Annotated in this window: 1 protein-coding gene (only partly in view); it reads left to right on the top strand. The window is 69.5% G+C overall.

The window, feature by feature from the left end; genetic code table 11:
• Nucleotides 1–26,807, top strand: the 3' portion of a protein-coding gene (locus ON37_RS22610) for a non-ribosomal peptide synthase/polyketide synthase (protein WP_040722047.1). Its footprint begins 17,248 nt before the window's first position; 26,807 of the gene's 44,055 nt are visible here — the last part of the coding sequence; the start codon falls outside the window, past its left edge; its stop codon occupies nt 26,805–26,807.

Raw genomic sequence — 26,807 nt, 5'->3', positions numbered from 1 at the left:
CGGGCCGTGGTGAGGCCGCGCTCGACGATCTGGTCGGCATGTTCGTCAACACGCTGGTGCTGCGTACCGAGATCGACCGCGGCGAACCCTTCGCCGCGTTGCTCGACCGGGTCCGCCACGTCGACCTCGAGGCCTTCGGCAATGCCGACGTGCCGTTCGAGCGACTGGTGGATGTGCTCGCGCCGGAACGGTCGCAGGCCCGCAACCCGCTGTTCCAGGTGGCGCTGTCGTTCCAGAACATGGAGCGGGCGACGCTGGAGCTGCCCGGCCTGACCGTATCCGCGTTGGAACTCGACGAGCACATCGCGCGCTTCGATCTGCAGTTCACGCTCTCGGAGCAGGACGCGTCGCGGATGGCGCTGGCGTTGACCTACGCCACCGATCTGTTCGACGAGGCGACCGCGGAAGCGATCGTGGTGCGCTGGCTGGGCGTGCTCGAGGCGATCGCCGCCGACCCCGACGTGCCGGTGGGCAGGATCGAGATCCTCGATGCGGCCGAGCGGGCCGATCTGATCTCCCGGACCGGCGGTCCGGCCCTGCCGCCCGGCTGCCTGCCGGACCTGCTGGCTGCCTCGGTGGCCCGTAATCCGTTGGGCGAGGCCGTGGTTCACGGTGATGTCCGGCTCACCTATCGCGAGCTCGACGAGCGGTCCAACCGCCTGGCGCGGCTGCTGATCGCGCAGGGCGTCGGTCCCGAGGATCTGGTGGCGATCGCGGCCCCGCGTTCGGCGGATTCGTATCTCGCCCAGTGGGCGGTGGCGAAGGCCGGTGCGGCCTTCCTGCCGATCGATCCGACCTATCCGGCGGACCGCATTCTGCACATGGTCACCGATTCCGGGACCCGGATCGGCCTGACCACCGCCGAGGCGGTGGACGAGCTGCCCGATTCGGTGAACTGGCTGGTCCTGGAACGGATCACGGAGACCGAACTGGCCGGCTTCGCCGGCGAGGCGATCACCGATGCCGATCGGGTGCGTCCGCTGCACCCGCAGCATCCGGCCTACGTCATCTACACCTCCGGTTCCACCGGTGTGCCCAAGGGTGTCGTGGTGCCCCATGCCGGCCTGGCGACCCTGAACGCCGAGCAGATCGAGCGGTACGGGCTGGACACCGAGTCGCGCACCCTGCACTTCTCGTCGCCCAGCTTCGACGCCTCGATCATGGAGTTGCTGTACGCGCTGGGCCCGGGCGGCACCCTGATCGTGGTCCCCACCGGCGTGTTCGGTGGGTCGGAGTTGTCCGACCTGATCCGGCGCGAGCGGGTGACGCATCTGTTCAGCACCCCGGCGGTGCTGGCAACGATCGAACCCACGGGGCTGGACAGCGTGCGGATGATCGCCGTCGGTGGCGAGTCGTTCACCCAGGATCTGATCGCCAAGTGGGCGACCCCGATCGGTGCCGGCGACGACCGGCGCGTGCGTGGCTTCTACGACATCTACGGACCGACCGAGGCCACCATCGTGGTCAACATCGGCGAACCGTTGCTGCCCGGCGATTCGGTCACCATGGGCGGCCCGATTCGCGGTGTGCGGTCGCTGGTGCTGGACAACCTGCTGCAGCCGGTGCCCGACGGGGTCGTGGGGGAGCTGTACGTCTCCGGTACGGCGGTGACCCGCGGCTATCTCGGTCGTCCGGGCCTGACCGCCGACCGGTTCGTCGCCAACCCGTTCGTTCCGGGTGAGCGCATGTACCGCACCGGTGACGTGGTGCGCTGGACCTCGCGCCAGCTGCCCGATGGGGATGTCGAGAACCGCATCGAATACATGGGCCGGTCGGACTTCCAGGTGAAGGTCCGCGGCTTCCGTATCGAGCTGGGCGAGATCGACGCCGCGCTCGCCTCGCATCCGGCGGTGGACTTCGCCGTGACCGTGGGGCACCGCAGCAGCACCGGCGCCGTCTCGCTGGTCTCGTATGTCACTGCGGCGCAAGGGCATTCGATCGACGTCGGGGCGATCACCGACCACGTCGCCGAGCGGCTGCCCGGGTACATGGTGCCCGCCGCCATCATGGTGCTGGACCGGATTCCGCTGACCCCGGCCGGCAAGCTGGACCGACGCGCGCTGCCGGAGCCGGTCTTCGCCTCCGATGCCGCGTTCCAGGCTCCCCGTACCCCGTTGGAGCACACCATCGCCGAGGTGTTCTGCGAGGTGCTCGGCCTGGATCGGGTCGGTATCGAGGACTCGTTCTTCGCTCTCGGTGGCGACAGCATCGTGTCCATCCAACTGGTCTCCCGGGCCAAGGCCCGGCGCGTGGTGTTCTCGCCGCGCGACGTGTTCGAACAGCGCACGGTCGCCGGACTGGCGGCCGTGGCACGGACCGGTGACGCCCAAGGGGCGGCGCCCGTCCGGCTGGCCGAACTTCCGGGCGGTGGCGTCGGCACCATGCCGTTGACGCCGGTGGTCCGGTTCATGATGGAGCGGCCGGGTTCGATCCGGCGCTTCAATCAGACCGTGGCGCTGGAACTTCCGGCGGGTATCGATCGGGCGGGGATCGCCGCCACGGCCGGTGCCGTCATCGACCGCCACGACATGCTGCGGGCCCGGCTGCGCCGGCACGCGGGCGCGGAGTGGATCGTCGAAACCGCCGAGCCCGGCACCGTGGATGTCGACGCGCTGATCGACCGGGTGGAGTTCGACCCGGCGATCGACGACGACGCCCTGTTCGACCTCGCGACCGCCGCCCTGAACGAGACCCTGGACCGCCTGGATCCCGAAGCGGGCGTGGTGATCCGGTTCCTCTGGCTGGAGCCCGCGCGGTCCGGTGAACGCACCGGCCGGCTGGTCGTCGTCGCCCACCACCTGGTGATCGACGGCGTCTCCTGGCGCATCCTGGTCCCCGACTTCGTCATGGCGTGGGGGCAGATCTCGTCCGGCCAGACCCCCGACTTGGCCCCGGCGGCGACCAGCATGCGCACCTGGGCTCATGCCCTGGAGCGGGTGGCGGCCGAGCGCGCCGGCGAACTCGACCGGTGGCTCGAGGTCGTCGAGGGTCCGGACCCGCTGTTCACCCGACGCCCGATGGATCCGCTGGTCGATGTCTCCGCGGTGCTGGAGCGGCACCGGGTGCAGACCTCCGCCGAGGTGACCCGGACGCTGCTGACCACGGTTCCGGCGCTGTTCCACGGCGGCGTGAACGACGGCCTGGTGACCGCGCTGGTGCTGGCCGCCGCCGCCTGGCGGGCGCGCCGGACCACCCCGTCGGATTCGCTGCTGATGCGGATGGAGGGCCACGGCCGCGAAGAGGATCTGGTCCCGGGTGCGGACCTGTCCCGGACCGTCGGCTGGTTCACCTCGATCTTCCCGGTCCGCTTCGACCTGACCGATATCGATGTCGAGGCCGCGCTGACCGGTGGTCCGGCGATGGGCGCGGCCATCAAGGCGGTCAAGGAGCAGTTGCGTGCCGTCCCGGACAAGGGTCTGGGTTACGGGCTGCTGCGCTACCTGAACGCGGAGACCGCGCAGCGGTTGCCGGATCAGTTGCCCGGCCAGATCAGCTTCAACTACCTGGGCCGGGTCGCCGACGGCGCGATTCCCGACGCGCTGCGCGGATTCGGCTGGATCCCGGCGCCCGAATTGGGTTCGCTGGGTGGCGATTACGACGCCGATATGCCGGTGATGGCGCCGCTGGACATCAACGCCATCGTGGTCGGTGACGAGCTGATCGCCACCATCGGCTACCCGAGCACCCTGCTCGACGCCGAGGCGGTCGCCGAATTCGGTCGCCTGTGGGCCACGGCCGTGGAAGCGGTTGCCCAGCACGCGGAATCGGCGCAGGCCGGCGGCCACACGCCGTCGGACTTCCCGCTGGTGCCCAGCACCCAGCGCGATATCGACGAGTGGGAGCGACGCTTCCCGGCTCTCACCGACGTGTGGCCGCTGTCGGCCCTGCAGGCCGGTCTGCTGTTCCACGCGCAGCTGGCCTCCGCCTCGGTCGACGTCTACACCGCGCAGGCCGTCCTCACGCTGACCGGGCGCGTGGACGCGGCCCGATTGCGTTCGGCCGCACAGGCACTGGTCGATCGGCACGAGAGCCTGCGGGCCGCCTTCGTCTCCGACGCCGAGGGCAATCCGGTGCAGGTCGTGCTCGACGAGGTCGACCTGGCCTGGATCGAGCACGATCGCCGGGCCAGTGGCGAATTCGCCGACCTGATCGAAGCCGATCGGATGCATCGCTTCGATCTGGCCGCCCCGCCGCTGATCCGCTTCACCCTCATCCAGGTCGCCGACGACAGCTGGCGGCTGGCGGTGTCCAACCACCACATCCTGCTCGACGGCTGGTCGATGCCGCTGTTGATGCGAGATCTGCTGGTGCTCTACGCCACGCACGGCGACGCCGCCGCGCTGGCGCCGGTGCGCTCGTATCGGTACTTCCTGGAATGGGCTGCGCAGCAGGATCATTCGGCCTCGATCGAGGCCTGGAAGCAGGCGCTGGACGGCGTCGACGAGCCGACCCTGCTGACCCGTCCCGATGCCGGTCGTGAGATCACCGCGTTGTCGGGCGAGTACGTCTTCGAACTCGGCGAGACGACCACCGGCCGGCTCACGGCGCTGGCGGGCGAACTCGGCGTCACGGTCAACACCGTGTTGCAGGCGGCCTGGGGTGTGCTGCTCGGCCGGTGGACCGGCCACGACGACGTGCTGTTCGGCACTACGGTGTCCGGCCGGCCGCCGCAGCTGTCCGGTGTCGAATCGATGGTCGGCCTGTTCATCAACACGGTGCCGGTGCGGGTCCGCTTCGACGAATCGGAGTCGCCGCGCGAACTGTTGCGGCGCGTGCAGGGCGAACAGGCGGACCTGCTCGACCACCACTATGTGGGGCTGGCCGAGATTCAGGCGGCGGCCGGGATCGGCAATCTGTTCGACACCCTGGTGGTGTTCGAGTCGTATCCGGTCGATGCCGAGGGCATTCAGGCTCAGGCCGCCGATATCGACGGCATGGCCGTCACCGGCCTCGACGCCACCGACGCCACGCACTATCCGCTGACGCTGATCGTGCAGCTGGACACGATCGCCGGTGAACAGAACGCGACCGCCCCGCGGCAGAACCTGCGGATCCGGGCGGGCTATCTGCAGGATCTGTTCGACGAGAGCACGGTCCGGCGGATCGCGGATCGCCTGGTGCGGGTGTTCGAATCGATGACCGCCGCGCCGGACACCGCACTGGGCGATATCGATCTGCTCGAGGCCGGTGAGCGTGACCTGCTCGTCTCGCGCTGGAACAGCACCGAATTCGACACCGCCGCCGCCCTAGCCGATCGCGAGATCGCGCGCGCCGACCTGGTCGCGATGTTCGAGGCGCAGGTGGCGCGCACTCCGGACGCGCCCGCGCTGACGTTCGAGGGGACAAGTCTGTCCTACGGCGAGTTCGCGGCCCGCGCCAACCGCCTGGCGCGCTGGCTGATCGAGCGCGGTGTGGGCCCGGAGACATTGGTCGCGCTGGGGATGCGCCGTTCGCTCGATCTGCTGATCGGGATGTACGCGGTGGCCGCGACCGGTGCGGCCTACGTGCCGCTGGATCCGGACCATCCGGCCGAGCGCACCCGCTACATCCTCGCGACCGCCGATCCGATGTGCGTGCTGACCTCCGAGGCCGATCTCGAGATCGACACCGCGCAGGTCCGGATCGACCTGCTGGATCTGTCGGGCTATTCGACCGAACCGGTGACCGATCGGGAGCGCCGGGCGCCGCTGCGGCCCGAGAACACGGCCTACGTGATCTTCACCTCCGGCTCGACCGGACGGCCCAAGGGCGTGGCGGTCTCGCACGCGGCGATCGTCAACCGTCTGGTCTGGATGCAGACGCAGTACGAGCTCACCGCCGCGGATGTGGTGTTGCAGAAGACCCCGTCCACCTTCGACGTGTCGGTGTGGGAGTTCTTCTGGCCGTTGCAGATCGGTGCGCGACTGGTCGTCGCGAAGCCGGAAGGACACCGGGATCCGGGCTATCTGGCCGAGCTGATCACCGCCGAAGGGGTCACCGTGACCCACTTCGTGCCGTCGATGCTGTCGGTGTTCGTCATGGAACCGGCGGTGGCGCACTGTGTTTCGCTGCGGATGGTGTTCGCCTCCGGTGAGGCGCTGACCCCGAAGTCCGCTCATCGGCTGCGGGAACTCACCGGGACCGAGGTGCACAACCTGTACGGTCCGACCGAGGCCGCGGTCGACGTCACCTACCACCGGGTGGTCGACGGCGACGTCGACACCGTGCCGATCGGCCGGCCCGTGTTCAACACCCGGGTCTACGTGCTGGATGCGCGCCTGCGCCCGGCGCCGGTGGGTGTCGCGGGTGAGCTGTATCTGGCGGGCGATCAGCTGGCCCGCGGGTACGTCTCGCGCGCCGAGCTGACCGCGGACCGCTTCGTCGCCAACCCGTTCGGGCCGGCCGGGGCGCGCATGTACCGCACCGGCGACCTGGTGTTGTGGAATGCCGACGGTGAGCTGAATTATCTGGGCCGCACCGACTTCCAGGTGAAGTTGCGCGGTCAGCGCCTCGAACTCGGCGAGATCGAGGCCGACCTCGCCGCGCTCGACGAGATCTCGCAATCGGTCGTGGTGGTCCGCAGCGATCAGCACACCGGCGATCACCTGGTGGCGTATGTCGTCGCGGCACCGGATCACACGGTCGATCCGGATGCGGTGCGCGACGAGCTGGCGCAGCGCCTGCCCGCGTACATGGTGCCTTCGGTGGTAATGGTGCTTGACGAGCTGCCGCTCAACGCGTCGGGCAAACTCGATCGCCGCGCACTGCCCGCACCGGTCTTCGAGGCCGCGGTGTTCCGCGCGCCGAACACACCGGTGGAACAGATCGTCGCCACCACCTTCGCCGAGGTGCTCGGTGTCGACCGGGTCGGCCTGGACGACGACTTCTTCGCCCTGGGCGGCAACTCGCTGATCGCCACCCAGGTGGCGGCGCGGCTGTCGGCGTCGTTGGACGCTCAGCTGGGTGTGCGGGAGATCTTCGAGGCGTCCACGGTCGCGGCCCTGGCCGCCCGGGCGGAATCCGGAGCCGGGACCGCCGCGCGGATGCCGCTGGTGCCGCAGGTGCGTCCGGAACGCATTCCGCTGTCGCTGGCGCAGCAGCGGATGTGGTTCCTGAACCGCTTCGATCCGGAATCGGCCGTCGACAACATCCCGATCGTGGTGCGGCTGTCCGGTCTGCTCGACCGGCAGGCGCTGCACATCGCGGTCGCCGACGTGATCGCCCGGCACGAGTCGCTGCGTACCCGCTACCCCGAGGTCGACGGCGCGGCGTACCAGGAGATCATGCCGACCGGGGGAGTGATTCCCGATCTGACCCCGGTGGAGGTGACCGAAGCCGAACTGCCGCTGCGGCTTTCCGAACTCGTCCTCACCGGATTCGATGTGACGGCCGAACCGCCGTTCCGGGCCCGGCTGTTCGAGATCACCCCGACCGAACACGTGCTGGCCGTGGTGGTGCACCACATTTCGGGTGACGGGTTCTCGATGGGCCCGTTCGCGCGCGACGTGATGATCGCCTACGGTGCGCGGGTCGAGGGTGGCGAGCCCGGCTGGCGGCCGCTCGAGGTCCAGTACGCCGACTTCGCGCTCTGGCAGCGCGCCGTGCTCGGCTCCGAGAACGACCCGAATTCGACGATCTCGCAGCAGATCTCGTTCTGGAAGCAGACACTCAGCGGGGCGCCGGAACAGTTGGACCTGCCCTCGGATCGGCCGCGGCCGGCCGTGGCGTCCGGGCGCGGTGGCATCCACACCTTCGAAATCGGTGCGGATGTGCAGACCCGCCTCGCCGATCTGGCCCGCGATCGTGGCGCCACCATGTTCATGGTGGTGCACGCGGCACTCGCCGTGCTGCTGTCCCGGTTGAGCGGTGAGTCCGACATCAACATCGGTACGCCGGTGGCCGGTCGCGGTGACAAGGCGCTCGACGACATGATCGGCATGTTCGTCAACACCCTGGTGCTGCGCACGGAGATCGACGGCGCCACCACCTTCGGCGATCTGCTGCAGACGGTGCGCAGCGGCGATATCGCGGCCTTCGGGCATGCGGATCTGCCGTTCGAGCGACTGGTCGAGATTCTCAACCCGCGTCGTTCGCAGGCCCGCAACCCGCTGTTCCAGGTGCTGCTGTCGCTGCAGAACACCCGTCAGACCACCCTGGAACTGCCGGGCCTGACCGTCGGTGGTGTCGAATTGCCCACCGAGACCGCGAAATTCGACCTCGCGGTGGAGCTCACCGAGCGGTTGCGCCCAGCCGAGGCCGGTGGCAACGGCGGGATGGAACCGGCCGGCATCACCGCCAAGTTCGTCTACGCGACGGATCTGTTCGATCCCGAGACCGTCGTCGGTTTCGCTCAGCGTTTCGTGCGCATCCTGAAGGCCGTCACCGCGGCACCGGACCGTCCGGTCGGCGATCTGCCGCTGCTGGACACCTGGGAGGCCGCACAGCAGCTGCGCGGCTGGAACTCCACCGCGGTCACCGTCGGGACGCCGGTGCCGATGTCCGAACTGCTGGACGCGCAGGCGCAGGCGACCCCCGAGGTCGTCGCGGTCGTGGACCGGTCGACCGCCGACCGCGTGGCGGCCGGGTCGATCGCGCCGACGCTGACCTACGCGGAACTGACCGGTCGCGTGCATCGCCTGGCGCGCCGGCTCATCGCCGCCGGTGTCGGCCCGGATGTGCGGGTGGTGCTGGGTATGCGCCGCTCGGTCGATCTGGTGGTCGCGATTCACGCGGTGCTCGCCGCCGGTGGCGCGTACGTCCCGCTGGACCTCGACCAGCCGGAGGAGCGCATCGCGCACGTCGTCGAGACGGCGGCGCCCGGCTGTGTGCTGACCACTTCTCGCGACGCCTTCACCGTGGGTGACGTACCGGCACTGGTCGTGGACGAGCTGGATCTGTCCGAGTTCGCCGACGACCCGATCACCGATGCGGACCGGATCGCGCCGCTGCGGCCGCAGCATCTGGCCTACGTGATCTTCACCTCCGGTTCCACCGGCCGCCCGAAGGGCGTCGGGGTGAGCCACGGCGCGCTGTACAACCAGATGCGCTGGCTCATCACGGAATTCGGTATCGGGGCCGAGGACGTGGTGCTGTACAAGACCCCGGCGACCTTCGACGCCTCGGTCTGGGAGCCGCTGGCTCCGCTGGCGGTGGGCGCGCGCGTCGTGGTCGCGAGCCCCGACGGCCATCGCGACACCGACTTCCTGCGCGAGGTCATCGCCGCCGAGCGCATCACCCTGGCCTCGTTCGTGCCGTCGCTGCTGACCGTGTTCGCCGGTGCCGCCGATGCCGAGGCGCTCGGTTCGCTGCGGGCGCTGCTGGTCGGTGGTGAGAGCTTCACCGGTGACACCGTCCGCGCGTTCCGGCGACTCGGACTGTCCGACGTGATGCTGGTCAACCTGTACGGCCCGACCGAATTCACGGTCAACGCAACCTATTCGGTCGCGCCCGCCGAGGGCGACCGGATCCCGGCGACTCTGCCGATCGGGATGCCGGTGTGGAACACCCAGGCCTACGTGCTGGATTCGCGTCTGCACCCGGTTCCCTCCGGGGTCACGGGGGAGCTGTACCTGGCGGGCGACCAGCTGGCCCGCGGCTACGTCGGGCGCGCCGGGCTGACCGCCGAGCGGTTCGTCGCGAACCCGTTCGGCGCCGCCGGCACGCGCTTGTACCGCACGGGTGACCTGGTCGCCCGCGACCGCGACGGTGTGCTGTTCTACCGCGGCCGCAGCGACTTCCAGGTGAAGCTGCGCGGTCTGCGCATCGAGCCGGGCGAAATCGAATACGCGCTGCTGGAACATGATTCGGTGGCGCAGGCGGTTGTCCTGGTGCGTTCGGGCGAACGCACCGGCGAGCGGCTGGTCGCCTATGTGGTGCCGACCGATCCGGCCGTCGCGCCGCGCGAGCTGGACGCCGAGTTGCGCAGCCGGTTGGCCGGCGCGCTGCCGTCCTACATGGTGCCGTCGGCGATCGTGGTCTTGGACGCGCTGCCGCTGAGCCCCAACGGCAAGCTCGATCGTCGTGCCCTGCCCGAGCCGGCCTTCGAGGTCCGCGAGTTCCGCGCCCCATCGACGCCGATCGAGGAGATCGTCGCCAACACCTTCGCCGAGGTGCTCGGCCTCGAGGCCGGCACCCGCGCGGTGGGCGTCGACGACGACTTCTTCGAACTCGGCGGCAACTCGCTGATCGCCACCCAGGTGGTGGCCCGCCTGGGCAGCGCGTTGAACACCCGGATCCCGGTGCGGCTGCTGTTCGAGGCGCCCACGGTCGGTGCGCTGGCCGCACGGGTCGAGGGCCGCGCCGGTTCCGGCCGCCAGGAATTGGTGGCCGGGCCGCGACCGGACCGTATCCCGCTGTCGCTGGCGCAGCAGCGGATGTGGTTCCTCAACCGCTTCGACCAGCAGTCCGCGGCCTACAACGTGCCGATGGCGGTGCGGTTGACCGGAACCCTGGATATCGACGCGTTGCGCGCGGCGATCGACGATCTGGTGATCCGGCACGAGGTGCTGCGTACGGTCTATCCGCAGACCGACAGCGGCCCGGTGCAGGTGATCCTGGCGCCGTCGCAGGTGGGTATCGAACTCGAGGTGCGCACGGTGACCGCGGCCGAGGTCGAAGCCGCCGTCGTCGAACTCAGTTCGACCATTTTCGATGTCACGCGCGAGGTTCCGCTGCGGGTGACGCTGTTCGAGATCGCCGCCGAACCGGGGCAGCCGCACACCGGTGAGTACGTGCTCGCGATGGTCGTGCACCACATCTCCGGTGACGGTTCCTCGATGGGACCGCTGACTCGCGATCTCATGACCGCCTATGCGGCGCGTTCCGCCGGTGCGGCGCCGGGCTGGGCCCCGTTGCCGATCCAGTACGCGGACTACAGCATCTGGCAGCGCGCCGTGCTGGGCGACGAGGACGATCCGGAATCGCCGGCGGCCAAGCAGATCGACTACTGGCGTTCGGCCCTGGCCGATCTGCCGGATCAGCTGGATCTGCCGGCCGACCGCCCGCGCCCGGCCGTGCAGTCGTTCGCCGGTGGCAAGGTGCCGGTCGAGATCGACGCCGACATCCACGCCGCGCTGGCCGATTTGGCGCGGGCCGAGGGTGCGACGCTGTTCATGGTCGTGCACACCGCGCTGGCGGTGCTGCTGGCTCGCCTGTCCGGCACCGACGACATCGCGATCGGTACGCCGATCGCGGGCCGTGGTGAGGCCGCGCTCGACGATCTGGTCGGCATGTTCGTCAACACCCTGGTGTTCCGGACCCGGGTCGACGGCGGCGAATCCTTCACGGATCTGCTGGCCCGGCAGCGCACCATCGACATCCAGGCCTTCGCCAATGCCGATGTGCCGTTCGAGCGCCTGGTCGAGGTGCTCAACCCGGTCCGGTCGACGGCGCGGCATCCGCTGTTCCAGGTCGGTCTGTCGTTCCAGAACCTGGCGCAGACCAGCCTCGAACTGCCGGGACTGACGGTCTCCGGCATCGACTTCGACACCCGGCTGTCACAGTTCGATCTGCATCTGATCGTCGCCGACACCTACGGCGAAACCGGTACCCCCGAAGGCCTCAGTGGTGTACTCACCTACGCCACAGACCTTTTCGACCACGACACGGTGGTCGGCTTCGTCGAGCGATTCCAGCGCCTGCTGGCCGCCGTCGTCGCCGCGCCGCGGACCGCGGTCGGCGACTACGACCTGCTCGAGCCGGCCGAGCGCCGGGCCCTGGTGGTCGAGCGCAACGCCACCGCGCACGCCGTGGATCAGGAGGCGACCCTCGCCTCGCTGTTGGCCGCGACCGTGGCCGCGCAGCCGAAGGCGGAGGCCCTGGTCGGTCCCGAGGGCGAGACGCTGACCTACGCCCAGCTGGGTGAACGGGTGAACACGCTGGCCCGGCAGCTGATCGAGGCGGGCGTCGGCCCGGAGGCCCGGGTGGCGCTGGCGCTGCGGCGCTCGGTGAATCTGGTGGTGGCCATGTACGCCGTGGCCGCGGCCGGTGGCGCCTACGTGCCGGTGGATCCCGATCAGCCGGCCGAGCGCACCGACTACATCCTCGGTACCGCGGCACCGGTCTGTGTGCTGACCGATGCCGAGACCGCGTTCGACACCGCCGTGGCCCCGGTCGTGCGGATCGACGAGGTGGATCTGTCCGGGTACCCGAGCGCCCCGGTCACCGATGCCGATCGGATCGCGCCGCTGCGCCCGTCGAACACCGCGTACGTGATCTTCACCTCCGGTTCGACCGGCCGCCCCAAGGGCGTCGCCGTATCGCATGCCGCGATCGCGAACCAATTGCAGTGGAAGACAGCCGAATTCGGCCTCGATTCCTCGGATGCCGTGCTACTCAAGACGGCGGCGACCTTCGACCTGTCGGTGTGGGAGTTCTGGAGTGCGGCGGTCTGTGGCGGCCGCCTGGTGATCGCGGCGCCCGATGGGCATCGCGACCCGACCTACCTGAACCAGCTGATGGAACGGGAATGGGTCACGACCCTGCACGTGGTGCCGTCGATGCTGGACGCCCTGGTCGCCGACGGGTTGCCCGATTCGGTCTGGCGCGTGCTGGCCATCGGCGAGGCGCTGCCCGCGAGCCTGGCGCAGCGGCTGCGTACCGAGGCGCCGCGCACCGAGCTGTTCAACCTGTACGGGCCGACCGAGGCGGCCGTCTCGATCACCACGCATCGGGTGACCGCCGCCGACACCACGTCGGTGCCGATCGGCGTTCCGGAGTTCAACAGCGGTGTGTACGTGCTCGACGACCGGCTGCATCCGGTACCGGCCGGGGTGTCGGGTGAGCTGTACCTGACGGGCGCTCAGTTGGCGCGCGGCTACTTCGGCCGGGCCGACCTGACCGCCGAGCGGTTCGTGGCGAGCCCCTTCGGTACCGGCGAGCGGATGTACCGCACCGGTGACCTGGTGGCCTGGAACGCCGCGGGCGAACTGGAATACCGCGGTCGCATCGACTTCCAGGTCAAGATTCGCGGCTTCCGCATCGAACTCGGCGAGATCGAGGCGGCGCTGCTGGCGCTGCCGCAGATCGCGCAGACCGCGGTGGTGGCCAAGACGGATCCGCGCCTGGGCGACCGCCTGGTCGCCTACCTGGTGCCGGCGGACGCGCCGATCGACATGGAAAGCGTTCGCGCCGAACTGCATTCGACGCTGCCGTCCTATATGGTCCCGGCCGCCTTCGTCGAACTGGCCGAGCTGCCGCTCAACGTGAACGGCAAACTGGACCGGCGCGCCCTGCCCGAGCCGGAGTTCGAAGCGGCGGTCTTCCGGGCGCCGGAAACGCCGATCGAGGAGGCGGTCGCGGCCGTCTACGGCGAGGTCCTGTCCGTCGAGCGCGTCGGCCTGGACGACGACTTCTTCGCACTCGGTGGTAACTCGCTGCTCGCGACGCAGGTCGCCGCTCGCCTGGGCGCACTGCTGGACACCCATGTGCCGGTGCGGACGCTGTTCGAGGCCTCGACGGTCGCCGGTCTGGCCGCCAACCTCGCCCAGCACGCGGGTGGCGGTGGACGCCCGGCGCTGACCGCGCAGCCGCGCACCGATCGGGTGCCGTTGTCGCTGGCGCAGACCCGCATGTGGTTCCTGAACCAGTTCGACACCACCTCGGCGGTGGACAACATTCCGGCCGCGATCCGGCTGTCCGGTGCGCTGGACATCCCGGCGTTGCGTGCCGCCGTCGCGGATCTCGTTGCGCGGCACGAGATTCTGCGCACCGTCTACCCGGAAACGGCCGACGGGCCGGTGCAGCAGGTGCTCTCGCCGGCGCAGGTCTCGGTGCGATTCGACATCGTCTCGGTCACCGAGGACGAGGTGATGGGCGCGGTCGCGGATACGGTGGCGACCGGATTCGACGTGACCACCGAGATCCCGTTCCGGATCCGGTTGTTGCAGTTGAGTGCCGAGGACTTCGTCCTGGTGTTCGTGGCCCAGCACATCGCGGCCGACGGCTGGTCGATGGGTCCGCTGACCCGCGATCTGATGGTCGCCTACGCCGCCCGCGCCGAGGGTGAGGCGCCGGCCTGGGCGCCGCTGCCGGTGCAGTACGCGGACTTCAGCATCTGGCAGCGGGACCTGCTCGGCTCCGAGGACGATCCGGAGAGCCTGCTGCGGGCCCAGGCCGACTACTGGCGGTCGGCTCTGGCCGGCCTGCCGGACGAGCTGAACCTGCCCGCGGACCGGCCTCGGCCGACGGTGCAGTCGTTCCGCGGCGGCAAGGTCACCTTCGAGATCGAGCCCGCACTGCACGAGCAATTGCAGCGGATCGCGCGCGAGCACAACGCCACCATGTTCATGGTGGTGCACAGCGCCCTCGCGGTCCTGCTGGCGCGGTTGTCGGGCACCGACGACATCGCGATCGGCACCCCGATCGCCGGTCGCGGCGAGGCCGAACTCGACGATCTGATCGGCATGTTCGTCAATACGCTGGTCCTGCGGACGCATGTGCCGGGCGGATCGACGTTCGAGGAACTGCTCGCCGCCGCGAAGGACGCCGATCTGCAGGCCTTCGCCCACGCCGACATCCCGTTCGAACGGCTGGTGGAACTGCTCAACCCGGAGCGGTCCACCGCCCGGCATCCGCTGTTCCAGGTGGCGCTGTCGTTCGCGAACCTGCCCGAGGGTTCCTTCGAACTGCCGGGCCTGCGGGTCTCGGCGGTCGACTTCGATGTCGACACCGCGAAGTTCGACCTGTCGCTGACCGTCCGCGAAGTCGGCGAAGGCGGCGGTATGCATGCCGAATTCTCGTATGCGCGTGACCTTTTCGACGAGGAGACGGTTGCCGTATTCGCCCGGCGGTTCACCCGCCTGCTGGCGGCGATCACCGCCGAGCCGCAGACGCCGGTCGGCGATCTGGCACTGCTGGACGAGGCCGAATACGAGCTGCTGACCCATGTCCACGGCGACGAGGTCATGGCGACCGGCCTGCTGCCGGATCTGATGAGCCACGGCCTGCGCCTGGGCCGCGATCGCATCGCCGTGCGCTACAACGGCCGATCCATCACCTACGGCGAACTCGACGAGCGGTCCTCGCGGCTGGCGCGGGTACTGATCGAGCGCGGCGTCGGACCGGAGAAGCTGGTCGCGGTGTCGTTCCCGCGGTCGTTCGAGATGGTGCTGGCCGTGCTCGCGGTGACCAAGGCGGGCGGTGCGCACGTCCCGGTCGATCCCACCTACCCCGAGGATCGGGTGCGGCACATGCTCACCGATTCCGGTGCCGTCCTCGGCATCACCGGATCGCGGCATGTCGACGCCCTGCCCGCGGACGTGGATTGGCTGGTCCTCGACGCCGAGACCACGGACGAGCTGTGCGCGGCGCAGCCGGCCACCCCGATCACCGACGCGGACCGGCTGCAGCCGCTGCGCATGTCGCATCCGGCCTACGTCATCTACACCTCCGGTTCGACCGGTATGCCCAAGGGCGTCACGGTCACCCACGCGGGTCTCGGCGGTCTGGCCGACGTGGCGACCGGGCTGTACGAGCTGGAGCCGCACCACCGGTTCCTGCAGATCTGTTCGCCCAGCTTCGACCCGTCGGTGCTGGAATGGGTGTGCGCCTTCTACACCGGCGCGACGCTGGTCATCGTGCCCGCCGAGATCATCGGTGGTCCGGAGCTGGCGCAATTGCTGCGCGCCGAGCAGGTGACCCACACCATCATCACGCCCGCGGTGCTGGGCACGATGGATCCGGCGGGTCAGCAACAGCTGCTGGTCACCTCGGTCGGTGGCGATGTCACCACGCCGGAGCTGCTGGCGAAGTGGCAGCCGGGGCGTAAGTACTTCAACGCCTACGGCCCGACCGAGACCACGATCATCTCCTCCTACGCCCGGTTGTTCCCGGGGCAGCACATCACCATCGGCTCGCCCGTGCACGGCATGTCGGCGCTGGTGCTGGACGCGCGGATGAACCCGGTGCCGCCGGGTGTCGCGGGTGAGCTGTATCTGGCCGGCGGCGCCCTCGCCCGGGGCTACCAGCGGCGGCCGGGTCTGACCGCGGAGCGGTTCGTCCCCAACCCGTGGGGTGCGCCCGGTAGCCGGATGTATCGCACCGGCGACGTGGTGCGCTGGTACGCCGCACCCGAGGTGCGGGGCGGCAATATCGCACGCGACACGGTCCAGTGGGAGCTCGATTACGTCGGGCGCAGCGACTTCCAGGTCAAGATCCGCGGGTTCCGCATCGAACTCGGCGAGATCGACGCGGTCCTCGGGCAGCATCCGGATGTCGAATTCGCGACTACCATCGGCCGCGAAACCGACGCGGGCGCAACGATTCTCGTGTCGTATGTGCTCGGCGCGCCGGGTGCCGCGCCGGATCCGGCGCGGCTGACCGATCATGTGGCCGCGGCGCTGCCGCCGCACATGGTGCCGGCCGCGATCGTGGTGCTGGACGAGATTCCGCTGACCCCGGTCGGCAAGCTCGACCGCAAGGCGCTGCCCGAACCGCAGCTCGCGCCGCGGGAATTCCGGGCACCGGCCACCGAGGTGGAAGCGATCGTCGCGGCGGTCTTCGCCGAGGTGCTCGGTGTCGACCAGGTGGGTCTGGACGATTCGTTCTTCGCCCTCGGCGGTGACTCGATCCTGTCGATCCAGCTGGTGTCGCGGGCCAAGGCGCGGGGCGTGGTCTTCACCCCGCGCGATGTGTTCGAACGTCGCACGGTCGCCGCGCTGGCCGAAATCGCCACCCGCGGTGGGGATTCGGATGTGCCTCGGTTGGCCGAGCTGCCCGGTGGCGGGGTCGGCGAGATCCCGCTGACGCCGATCATGGCCTCGGTGCTGTCGAGCGGCGCGTCCTACCGGCGGTTCTCGCAGTCGGTGGCGCTGCGGCTGCCCGACGGGATCGATCGCGACACCCTGGTCGCGACCATCGCGGCCGTGGTGGACCACCACGACGTGCTGCGCACTCGGTTGCGTGCCGACGAGTCGGCCGCCGGCGGCTGGGTCTTCGAGGCGCTCGAGCCCGGTGCCGTCCGGGTCGACGCCCTGGTGCATCGCATCGACGTTCCGGCCGATATCGATGCCGCCGGACTGACCGCCCTGGCCGGCCGCGAGGCCGACGCCGCGCTCGATCGTCTCGATCCCGCCGGCGCGGTGATGCTGCAGTTCGTCTGGTTCGCGTTCGACGCCGAGGGCCGGGCCGCCGGCCACCGCGACGTGCTGCTGGTCGTCGCCCACCACTTCGTGGTCGACGGTGTGTCCTGGCGCATCCTGGTGCCGGATCTGGCCACCGCGTGGTCGCAGCTGATCTCCGGGCAGCCGGTGGCACTGCCGGCCAACGGGACGTCGATGCGGCGCTGGGCACATGCCCTCGTCGATGCGGCGCACAGCCCGGAGCGGGTCGCGGAACTGCCGTTCTGGCAGGAGGTCTGCGCGACTCCGGATCCGCTGCTGGGATCTCGTGCCCTCGACCCGGCGGTCGACACCATCGCCACGGTGGAGCAGGTGGAGGTCTCCGTCTCCGCCGAGGTGACCGATGCGGTCCTGACTGCTGCCCCCGCCCTGTACCACGGCGGCGTCAACGACGGTCTGCTGTCCGCGCTGGCGATGGCGGTCGCCCGCTGGCGCCGGGAATCGGTCGACAAGGTGCTGGTCCACCTGGAAGGCCACGGCCGTGAGGAAGAGGTGGCGCCCGGCGCCGACCTGTCCCGCACGATCGGCTGGTTCACCAGCGCCGGCCCGGTCCGGCTCGATCTCGCCGGCGCCGACCTCACCGACGCCTTCGCGGGCGGAAAAGCCCTGGGCGACATCGTGAAATCGGTGAAGGAGCAGCTGCTCGCGGTGCCCGACAAGGGCATCGGGTACGGCTTGCTGCGGTATCTGAACGCGGAGACCGCCGGGCAACTCGGCGACAGCGCGCAGATCAGCTTCAACTATCTGGGCCGCGTCGCGACCGGTGCGACCGCGGAAACCGGTGACCTCGCCGCGCAGCTGCGCGAACTGGGCTGGGCTCCGGTCTCGGATCTGGGTCAGTTCGAAGCCGCCGGCGATGCGGATATGCCCGCGCACGGTGTGGTGTCGATCAACGCGATCGTCACCGACGGTCCGGACGGTCCGCAGCTCGGCGCCTCGTTCGCCTACCCGTCCGGCCTGCTGAGCCGGGAGCGGGTGCAGGAGTTCGCCGATCTGTGGACGGCCGCGCTGACCGCTCTGGCCGAGCATGCCCGCCGTCCGGAGGCCGGTGGCCTGACTCCGTCGGATCTGCCGCTGGTCCGGGTCGGCCAGTCCGAGATCGAGAAGTGGGAACGCGACTACCCGTCGCTGTCGGACGTGTGGTCGCTCTCGCCGCTGCAGTCCGGTCTGCTGTTCCACGCGCTGCTGACCCAGTCGACGGTCGACGTGTACACCATGCAGGCGACGGTCGAACTGACCGGCGCGGTGGACGAGCAGCGGCTGCGGGCCGCCGCCCAGGCGATCCTCGACCGCTACCCGAACCTGCGCACCGCCTTCGTCACCGACGCCGACGGCCGCGCGGTCCAGGTCGTGCTCGACCGGGTCGAGGTGCCCTGGCATTCGGTGGATCTCACCGATCTGCCGGAGTCGCAGCGGATGGCGGAGTTCCAGCGTCGCAGCGTCGCCGATCGGGAGAACCACTTCGATCTGGCGGAGCCGCCGCTGATGCGGTTCACCCTGTACCGGACCGCAGCCGACACCTGGCAGCTGGCGATCACCACCCACCACATCCTGCTCGACGGCTGGTCGATGCCGCTGTTGATGCGAGACATGTTGGTGCTGTACGCGGTTCGCGGCGACCAGGCGGCCTTGCCGCGGATCCCGTCCTACCGCAACTTCCTGGTCTGGCTCGCCGAGCGCGACCGGGCGGAATCGCTGCGGATGTGGACCCGCACCCTGTCCGGCGTGACCGAACCGACCCAGCTGGTCACCCAGGCCAAGCGCAGCGCCGACGAGCAGGACCAGATCGGCAAGCTGATCGTCGGCATCGACGCCGAGCGCACCGCGCACATCGGCCGCCGAGCGGCGGAGCTGGGTGTCACGGTGAACACCCTGGTGCAGGCGGCGTGGGGCATTCTGCTCGGACGCCTGACCGGGCGGTCGGACGTGGTCTTCGGTACCACCGTCTCCGGACGCCCGGCGGAACTGCCGAATATCGAGTCGATGGTGGGCCTGTTCATCAATACGCTCCCGGTGCGGGTGCGGATCGACGACCACCGGTCCATCGCCGACTTCCTGACCGGACTGCAGGGCGAGCAGGCCGATCTGCTCGAGCACCACTACATCGGCCTCACCGAGATTCAGCAGGCCGTCGGCGCCGGCGCGCTGTTCGACACGCTGCTGATCTTCGAGTCCTATCCGATCGACAGCGATTCGATCGCCGCGGCGAGTGCCATCGACGGTATGGCCGTGACGGGTGTCCGGGTGGACGACAACACCCACTACCCGCTCACCCTGCTGGTGACAGCGGAGTCGACGATCGAGCTGGCGCTGAAGTACCAGGTCGGCAGCTTCTCCGCCGAACAGGCGCAGACGCTCGCGGATCGGTTGATCGGCGTGCTCGAATCGCTGGTCGGCGATCCCGCCACCCAGGTGGGCGAGCTCGACATCCTGATCGACGCGGCCGAACGCGACCGGATCCTGGTGGAGTGGAACGACACTCGCCGGCCGGTTGCGCCGGAACTGCTGCTCGACGGCTACCGTGCCGCGGTGGCCGCGTATCCGGATCGGATCGCGGTCTCCTACGAGGGTGACGAGCTGACCTATCGCGAATTCGACGAGCGGGTCAATCTGCTCGCACGCCGGTTGATCTGGGCGGGCGTCGGGCCGGAATCCCTGGTGGGCCTGGCGATTCGGCGCTCACTGGACCAGGTTGTCGCCATGTACGCGATCGTCGCCGCGGGCGGTGCGTACGTACCGCTGGACCCCGATCACCCCGCCGAGCGGATCGCGCATGTGCTCGACACCGCGCAGCCGGTGTGTGTGCTGACCCGGACCGCGGATGCGATTCCGCTGCCCGACGGGGTGGCCGCCATCAATCTCGACACGGTGGATCTGGACGGATTCGACACCACTCCGGTGCGCCCGGAGGAGTTGTCGGCGCCACTGCATCCGGCCAACCCGGCGTACGTCATCTTCACGTCCGGATCGACCGGGCGCCCGAAGGGTGTGGCGATCTCGCATGCGGCGATCCAGAATCAGATCTCGGTCATGCTGTCGCGGTATCCGATGTCGGCGGACGACGTCTACTTCCAGAAGACGCCCACCACCTTCGACATCTCGCTGTGGGGCTACTTCATGCCGTTGCGGGTCGGCGCGAAACTCCTGCTCGCCACCCCGGACGGGCATCGCGATCCGCTGTACATGGCGGAAACGATCGCGGCCCGGAAGGTGACGATCACCGACTTCGTGCCGTCGATGCTGGCCGTGCTCGCCGCGCACACCCCGGCGGGTGCGATGCCGACCCTGCGCACGATCTTCTCCGCCGGTGAAGCGTTGCCGCCGGAGACCGTCGTCACGGTCCAGGCGATCAGCGATGCGGCGATCCACAACATGTACGGGCCCACCGAAGCCACGGTGAGTATCACCGAGTGGACCGCCACGGGTACCGAGACGCTCAGCGTCCCGATCGGGCGCCCACAGGGTAATTCGCAGGTCTACGTGCTGGATTCGCGGTTGCGACCGGTGCCTGCCGGTGTCATCGGCGAGCTGTACCTGGCCGGTGATCAGCTGGCCCGCGGCTATGCCCGCCGCCCCGACCTGACCGCGGATCGATTCGTGGCCAACCCGTTCGGGCACGGTGAGCGCATGTACCGCACCGGCGACCTGGTGCAGTGGCGCGAGGAAGCGGGTGAGCGGCCCGGCACGACCATCGGCATCCTGGAATACCTGGGTCGCGCGGACTTCCAGGTGAAGTTCCGTGGCCAGCGCATCGAGCTCGGCGAAATCGAATCGGTGCTGCTCGCGCATCCTTCGGTGAGCCAGGCCGTCGCCCTGGTGGTGCCGTCCGAACTGGGTGAACAGCTGGTGGCCTACGCGGTGCCGCGGCCCGGTCAGCGCATCGAGCAGACACTCCTGCTCGACGCCGCGGCCGAACAACTGCCGTCCTACATGGTGCCCTCGCAGGTGATCGAGCTGGCGGCGTTCCCGCTCAACCCGAGCGGCAAGCTGGATCGCAAGGCGCTGCCGGCGCCGACGTTCAGCCGCCGGGAGTTCCGCGCTCCCGCCACACCGGTCGAGGAAATCGTGGCCGGTGTCTTCGCCGAGGTTCTCGGGGCCGAGCGCGTGGGCGCCGATGACGACTTCTTCGCCCTGGGCGGCAACTCGCTGGTCGCCACCCAGGTCATCGCCCGGGTCGCCGCGGCGATCGGCACGCGCGTCGCGGTGCGGGAGTTGTTCGAGCGTCCGACGGTCTCCGGTTTCGCGGCGGCGATCGAATCGCAGACCCGCGAGTCCGGTGCGCCGCAGCTCGGCAGTCTGCCTCGGCCGCAGCGGATTCCGTTGTCGCCGGCCCAGCAGCGGATGTGGTTCCTGAACCGGTTCGACCCCGATTCCGCGGCCTACAACATGCCTATCGCGGTGCGCCTGTCCGGGGTGCTCGACATCGACGCGCTGCAGGCGGCGATCGGTGATCTGGTGGCGCGGCACGAGGTGTTGCGGACGGTGTACCCGCTCGACGACACGAGCGAAACCGGTTCCGGCGCAACCGAACCGGCGCAGGTCGTGTTGCCGGCCTCGCAGGCGGTGCCGGAACTGGAACTGCGGACCGTAACGACCGCCGAGCTCGAGTCGGCCCTGCTGTCGGTGGTGTCGACCTCGTTCGACATCACCGCCCAGGTCCCGATGCGGGTCGTGCTGTTCGAACTGTCCGATCTGCCGACCACCGGCGATAGGCCGGCGCCTGCCCGGGAATACGTGTTGTCGATGGTCGTCCACCACATCGCGGGCGACGGATCGTCGATGGCGCCGTTGACCCGGGACGTGATGACCGCCTACGCCGCCCGATCGATGGGTGAGGCCCCGAACTGGCAGCCGCTGCCGGTCCAGTACGCCGACTACAGCGTCTGGCAGCGCGAACTGCTCGGTTCCGAGGACGATCCGGATTCGCTGGCGAGCAAGCAGATCGCGTACTGGACCGAGGCGCTCGCCGATCTGCCGGACCAGCTGGACCTGCCGCTGGATCGGCCCCGTCCGGCCGCGCAGTCGTTCGCGGGTGCGACCATTCCGGTCGAGATCGATGCGCAGTTGCACCGGGCCCTGACCGAGTTGGCTCGGGAACAGGGCGCCACCCTGTTCATGGTGGTGCACACCGCGTTCGCGCTGTTGCTGGCGCGGCTGTCGGGGACCGGCGACGTCGCGATCGGCACGCCGATCGCGGGCCGCGGCGAACGAGAGCTGGACGACCTGATCGGTATGTTCGTCAACACCCTGGTGTTCCGCACCCGGGTGGACCCGGCCGAGCCGTTCGTCGGCCTGCTGGCCCGGCAGCGTGAATCGGATCTGCAGGCCTTCGCGCACGCCGACATCCCGTTCGAGCGGTTGGTGGAGGTCCTCAACCCGGTCCGGTCGACGGCACATTCGCCGTTGTTCCAGGTGGGGCTGTCGTTCCAGAACCAGGGCGGTACCACGCTCGAGCTGCCGGGGCTGACGGTCTCCGGGGTCGAACTCGACACTCGGCTGTCGCAGTTCGACCTGAACCTGATCGTCTCCGACAGCTACGACACCTCGGGTGCGCCCAGCGGTATGACCGGTGCGCTCACCTACGCCACCGCGCTGTTCGACGAGAGCACGGTGGGCGGTGTGGTGGATCGGTTCGTCCGGATTCTGCGTGAGATCGTCGACCGGCCCGAGCTGGCGGTGGGCGAGCTCGACATCCTCGATGCCGCCGAACGACGGGCGCTGTTCGCCCGCAACGACACCGCGCACGAGACCGATCGCTCGGCGACCTTGGCCTCGCTGTTGCAGCAGGCGATGGCGGCCGCACCCGAGGCCGTCGCACTGACCGGGGTCGACGGCAGTTCGGTCACCTATGCCGAACTCTCGGCTCGGGTGAACACGCTGGCCCGCTACCTGATTTCGCGGGGTGTCGGGCCGGACGCCCGGGTCGTGCTGGCGCTGCGCCGGTCGGTGGATCTGGTCGTGGCCATGTACGCGGTCACGGTGGCCGGTGGCGCCTATGTGCCGGTCGACGCGGATCAGCCGGTCGACCGCACCGATTACATCCTCGAGACCGCCGCTCCGGTCTGTGTCCTGACCGACGCCGAAACCGGCTTCGACACCCGACTGGCACCGGTGGTGTCGCTCGACGCGCTGGATCTGTCGGAGTATTCGCCGGCCGAGGTCACCGACGCCGACCGGTCGTCGCCGCTGCGTCCGGACAACACGGCCTACGTGTTGTTCACCTCCGGGTCCACCGGGCGTCCGAAGGGCGTGGCGGTGCCCCATGTCGCGATCGTCAACCAGATGCTCTGGCTGGCCGACGAATTCGAGCTCGACGCGCGGGACGTGGTGCTCCTGCAGACGCCGACGACCTTCGACGTCTCGATGTGGGCGTTCTGGTCGCCGGCGGTGACCGGTGGCCGGATGGTCGTCGCCCGCGACGGCGGACAACGCGATCCGGCGTACCTGAACGAGCTGATGGCTCGCGAATCGGTGACCAGTCTGCATCTGGTGCCGTCGCTGCTGGACGCGCTGCTGATCGATTCCGGTGGGCCGCTGGCGGATTCGTTGCGTCAGGTGCTCACCATCGGTGAGGCGCTGCCCGGTTCCGCGGCGCAGCGCTTCCTCGCCGCCAACCGGGCCGGGCTGTACAACGTGTACGGCCCGACCGAAGCGGCGGTGTCGATCACGAACCATCGGGTCACCGAGGCCGATCAGCAGTCGGTGTCGATCGGTGTTCCGGAATGGAACAGCCGCGTCTACGTGCTGGACTCGAGGTTGCATCCGGTGCCCGACGGCGTCGCCGGTGAGCTGTACCTCGGCGGTGTGCAGTTGGCACGCGGCTATTTCGGTCGTCCGGATCTGACCGCCGACCGGTTCGTCGCCGATCCGTTCGTCCCGGGTGAGCGGATGTACCGCACCGGTGACCTGGTGGCATGGACCGCGGCCGGTGAACTGGATTACCGCGGCCGCACCGACTTCCAGGTCAAGATCCGCGGGTTCCGGATCGAGCTCGGCGAGATCGAAGCGGCCATCCTCGCGCTCGACAGCGTCGCGCGGACCGCGGTACTGGCCAAGACCGACGAGCGGCTCGGCGATCGGCTGGTCGCCTACCTGGTGCCGGCCGATGTCGATGCCGGAGTCGACGTCGACGCTGTCGCGGCGGCGCTGACCGAGGCGTTGCCGTCGTACATGGTGCCGTCGGCCTTCGTGGTGCTGCCCGAGCTGCCGCTCAACAGCAGCGGCAAACTCGACCGAAAGGCGTTGCCGGAGCCCGAATTCCGGACCACGCAGTATCGAGCGCCGTCCACGCCGGCCGAGCAGGTGCTGGCCGAGATCGTGCACGAGATGCTGGGCAACGATCAGATCGGCGTCGACGACGATTTCTTCGCCGTCGGCGGCAACAGCATCCTGTCGATCCAACTGGTATCGCGGGCGAAGGCCCGGGGCATCAACTTCGGCGCCCGCGACGTGTTCGAGCGGCGTACCATCGCCGCGCTGGCTGCCGCCGGGCTCGGTGACCAGGAGCTGCTGGAATTGCCGACCGGTCCGCTGGTGGAGGTCGATCCCGAGGATCTGGGTCGCTGGGAACAGGATTACCCGGGTCTGGTCGAGGTGTGGCCGCTGTCGCCGCTGCAGTCCGGTCTGCTCTTCCACGCGATGATGACCCAGTCCACCGTCGACGTGTACGGGCAGCAGGCGATCATCGCGTTCGAGGGCGCCCTGGACATCGACCGGTTGCACTCGGCCGCACAGGCCATGCTGAACCGCTACGACAGCTTGCGGGTGGCGTTCACCGCCGACCACGACGGCCGGCCGGTGCAGCTGGTGCTGGACCGGGTCGAGGTCCCGTGGCAGGTGGTGGACCTGACCGAGCTGCCCGCGGACGCGGGCGAGGCGGCGCTGCGCGAGCGGCTCGCCGAGGATCGCAGCACTCGCTTCGATATGGCTACACCGCCGCTGCTGCGGTTCACGCTGTACCGGGTCGGGGCCGAGGATGCGCGGCAGTGGCGACTGGCCATCACGGCGCATCACATCGTCTTCGACGGTTGGTCGATGCCGCTGCTGATGCGTGATCTGCTGGTGCTGTACGCCACGGGCGGTGATCTGACGGCGCTGCCGCAGGTCAATTCGTACCGGGACTTCCTGGCGTGGCTGTCGACCCGCGATGTCGAGGATTCGCTGCGGGCTTGGCAGCAGGCGCTGGCCGGGGTTTCCGAGCCGACGCAGCTGGCCCCGCCGCTGCAGTCGGCCGAGACCTACGGCGCCGACAAGCTGGTGACCGAACTGGATTCCGCACTCACCCAGCGGCTGAACAAGTTCTGCGCCGACCTCGGTATCACCGTGAACACGCTGGTGCAGGCGTCGTGGGGCCTGTTGCTCGGCCGGTTGACCAACCGCGAAGACGTGGTCTTCGGTGCGACGGTCTCCGGTCGCCCGCCGGAGCTGCCCGGGGTCGAATCCATGGTCGGCCTGTTCATCAACACGCTGCCGGTGCGGGTGCATCTCGACGACCGCGCCACGGTGGCGGAGATGTTGACGGCGTTGCAGCGGGAACAGGCCGCACTGCTGGATCACCACTACGTGGGTCTCACCGATATCCAGCGGGTCAGCGGACCGGCCGCTGCCTTCGACTCGCTCGTCGTCTTCGAGTCCTATCCGGTCGACCGCGAGTCGATCGAGGCGGTCACCTCGATCGACGGTATGTCGGTGACGGGTGTCGATTTCGCCGGCGCCACGCACTACCCGATGACCCTGTGGGTCACCGCGGAAGCGACGATCGGTCTGAACCTGGAGTATCTGACCAGCCGCTTCTCCGAGGCGGACGTGCGTACGCTGGCCGAACGCCTGGTCCGGGTACTCACGGCGCTGGCGGACGATCCGCAGCGGTCGGTGGGCGCGGTCGACATCCTCGATCAGGAGGAGCGCGAACGCATCCTCGCGGAGTCGCGGGTCGCGACCGCACCCGCCGCCGAGCCGACGCGGATCGGCACCCGCACGGTGGCTGCCGCGCTGGGCAAGGTCGTCGAGGAGGATCCGCAGGCACCGGCACTGCTGGCCGGCGAGGCGGAAATCGCCTACCACGAGGTCGATTCCCGCTCGTCGAAGCTGGCGCGGGTGCTGATCAGCCGGGGCGTGGGTCCGGGCGACATCGTGGCGGTCGCGCTTCCGCATTCGGTGGACGCGGTGATCGCGCTGTGGGCGGTCCAGAAGGCCGGTGCCGCGGCGTTGTTCGCCGAGGGACTCTCCTTCGGTGAAATCGTCGCCGCGGGGGCCGGTTTCGGCATCGCGCTGGAGCCGGCGGCCAAGTCGGTGCGCTGGCTGGTGCCGACCGATCCCAAGGTGCGGGCGGAAATCGATGCGGCGCAAGCGCATCCGGTGTCCTATGCCGACCGGGTGCGGACGCTGCAGGACGACCACCCGGCGTTCGTGGTCCGGACCGCGGACGGCACGCTGCGCACGCTGACCCAGGAGCAGGCCCTCCAGCACGCCGACACGCTGCGCGAGGAGTACGAGATCGACTACGAGTCGACCACGTACACCACGGCGGCGGCGGGTCCGGCGGCGCTGGCGGAATTCCTGGTCGCGGCGACCGCGGGCGCACTGTCGGTGCTGCCCACCGGCGATCCCGCGGGTGATCTGGCCGAGGGCGAGGTGAGCCATTGGTTCGCCACCGCGGGTGAGCCGACCGAGGCGGCCGATGGCGAGGTCCGGGTGATCGTCGCCGAGTAG

Origin of the sequence: Nocardia veterana NBRC 100344, from assembly GCF_000308855.1 — a bacterium.
GTDB lineage: Bacteria > Actinomycetota > Actinomycetes > Mycobacteriales > Mycobacteriaceae > Nocardia > Nocardia veterana.
This window is presented reverse-complemented; position numbering and strand designations above follow the sequence as displayed.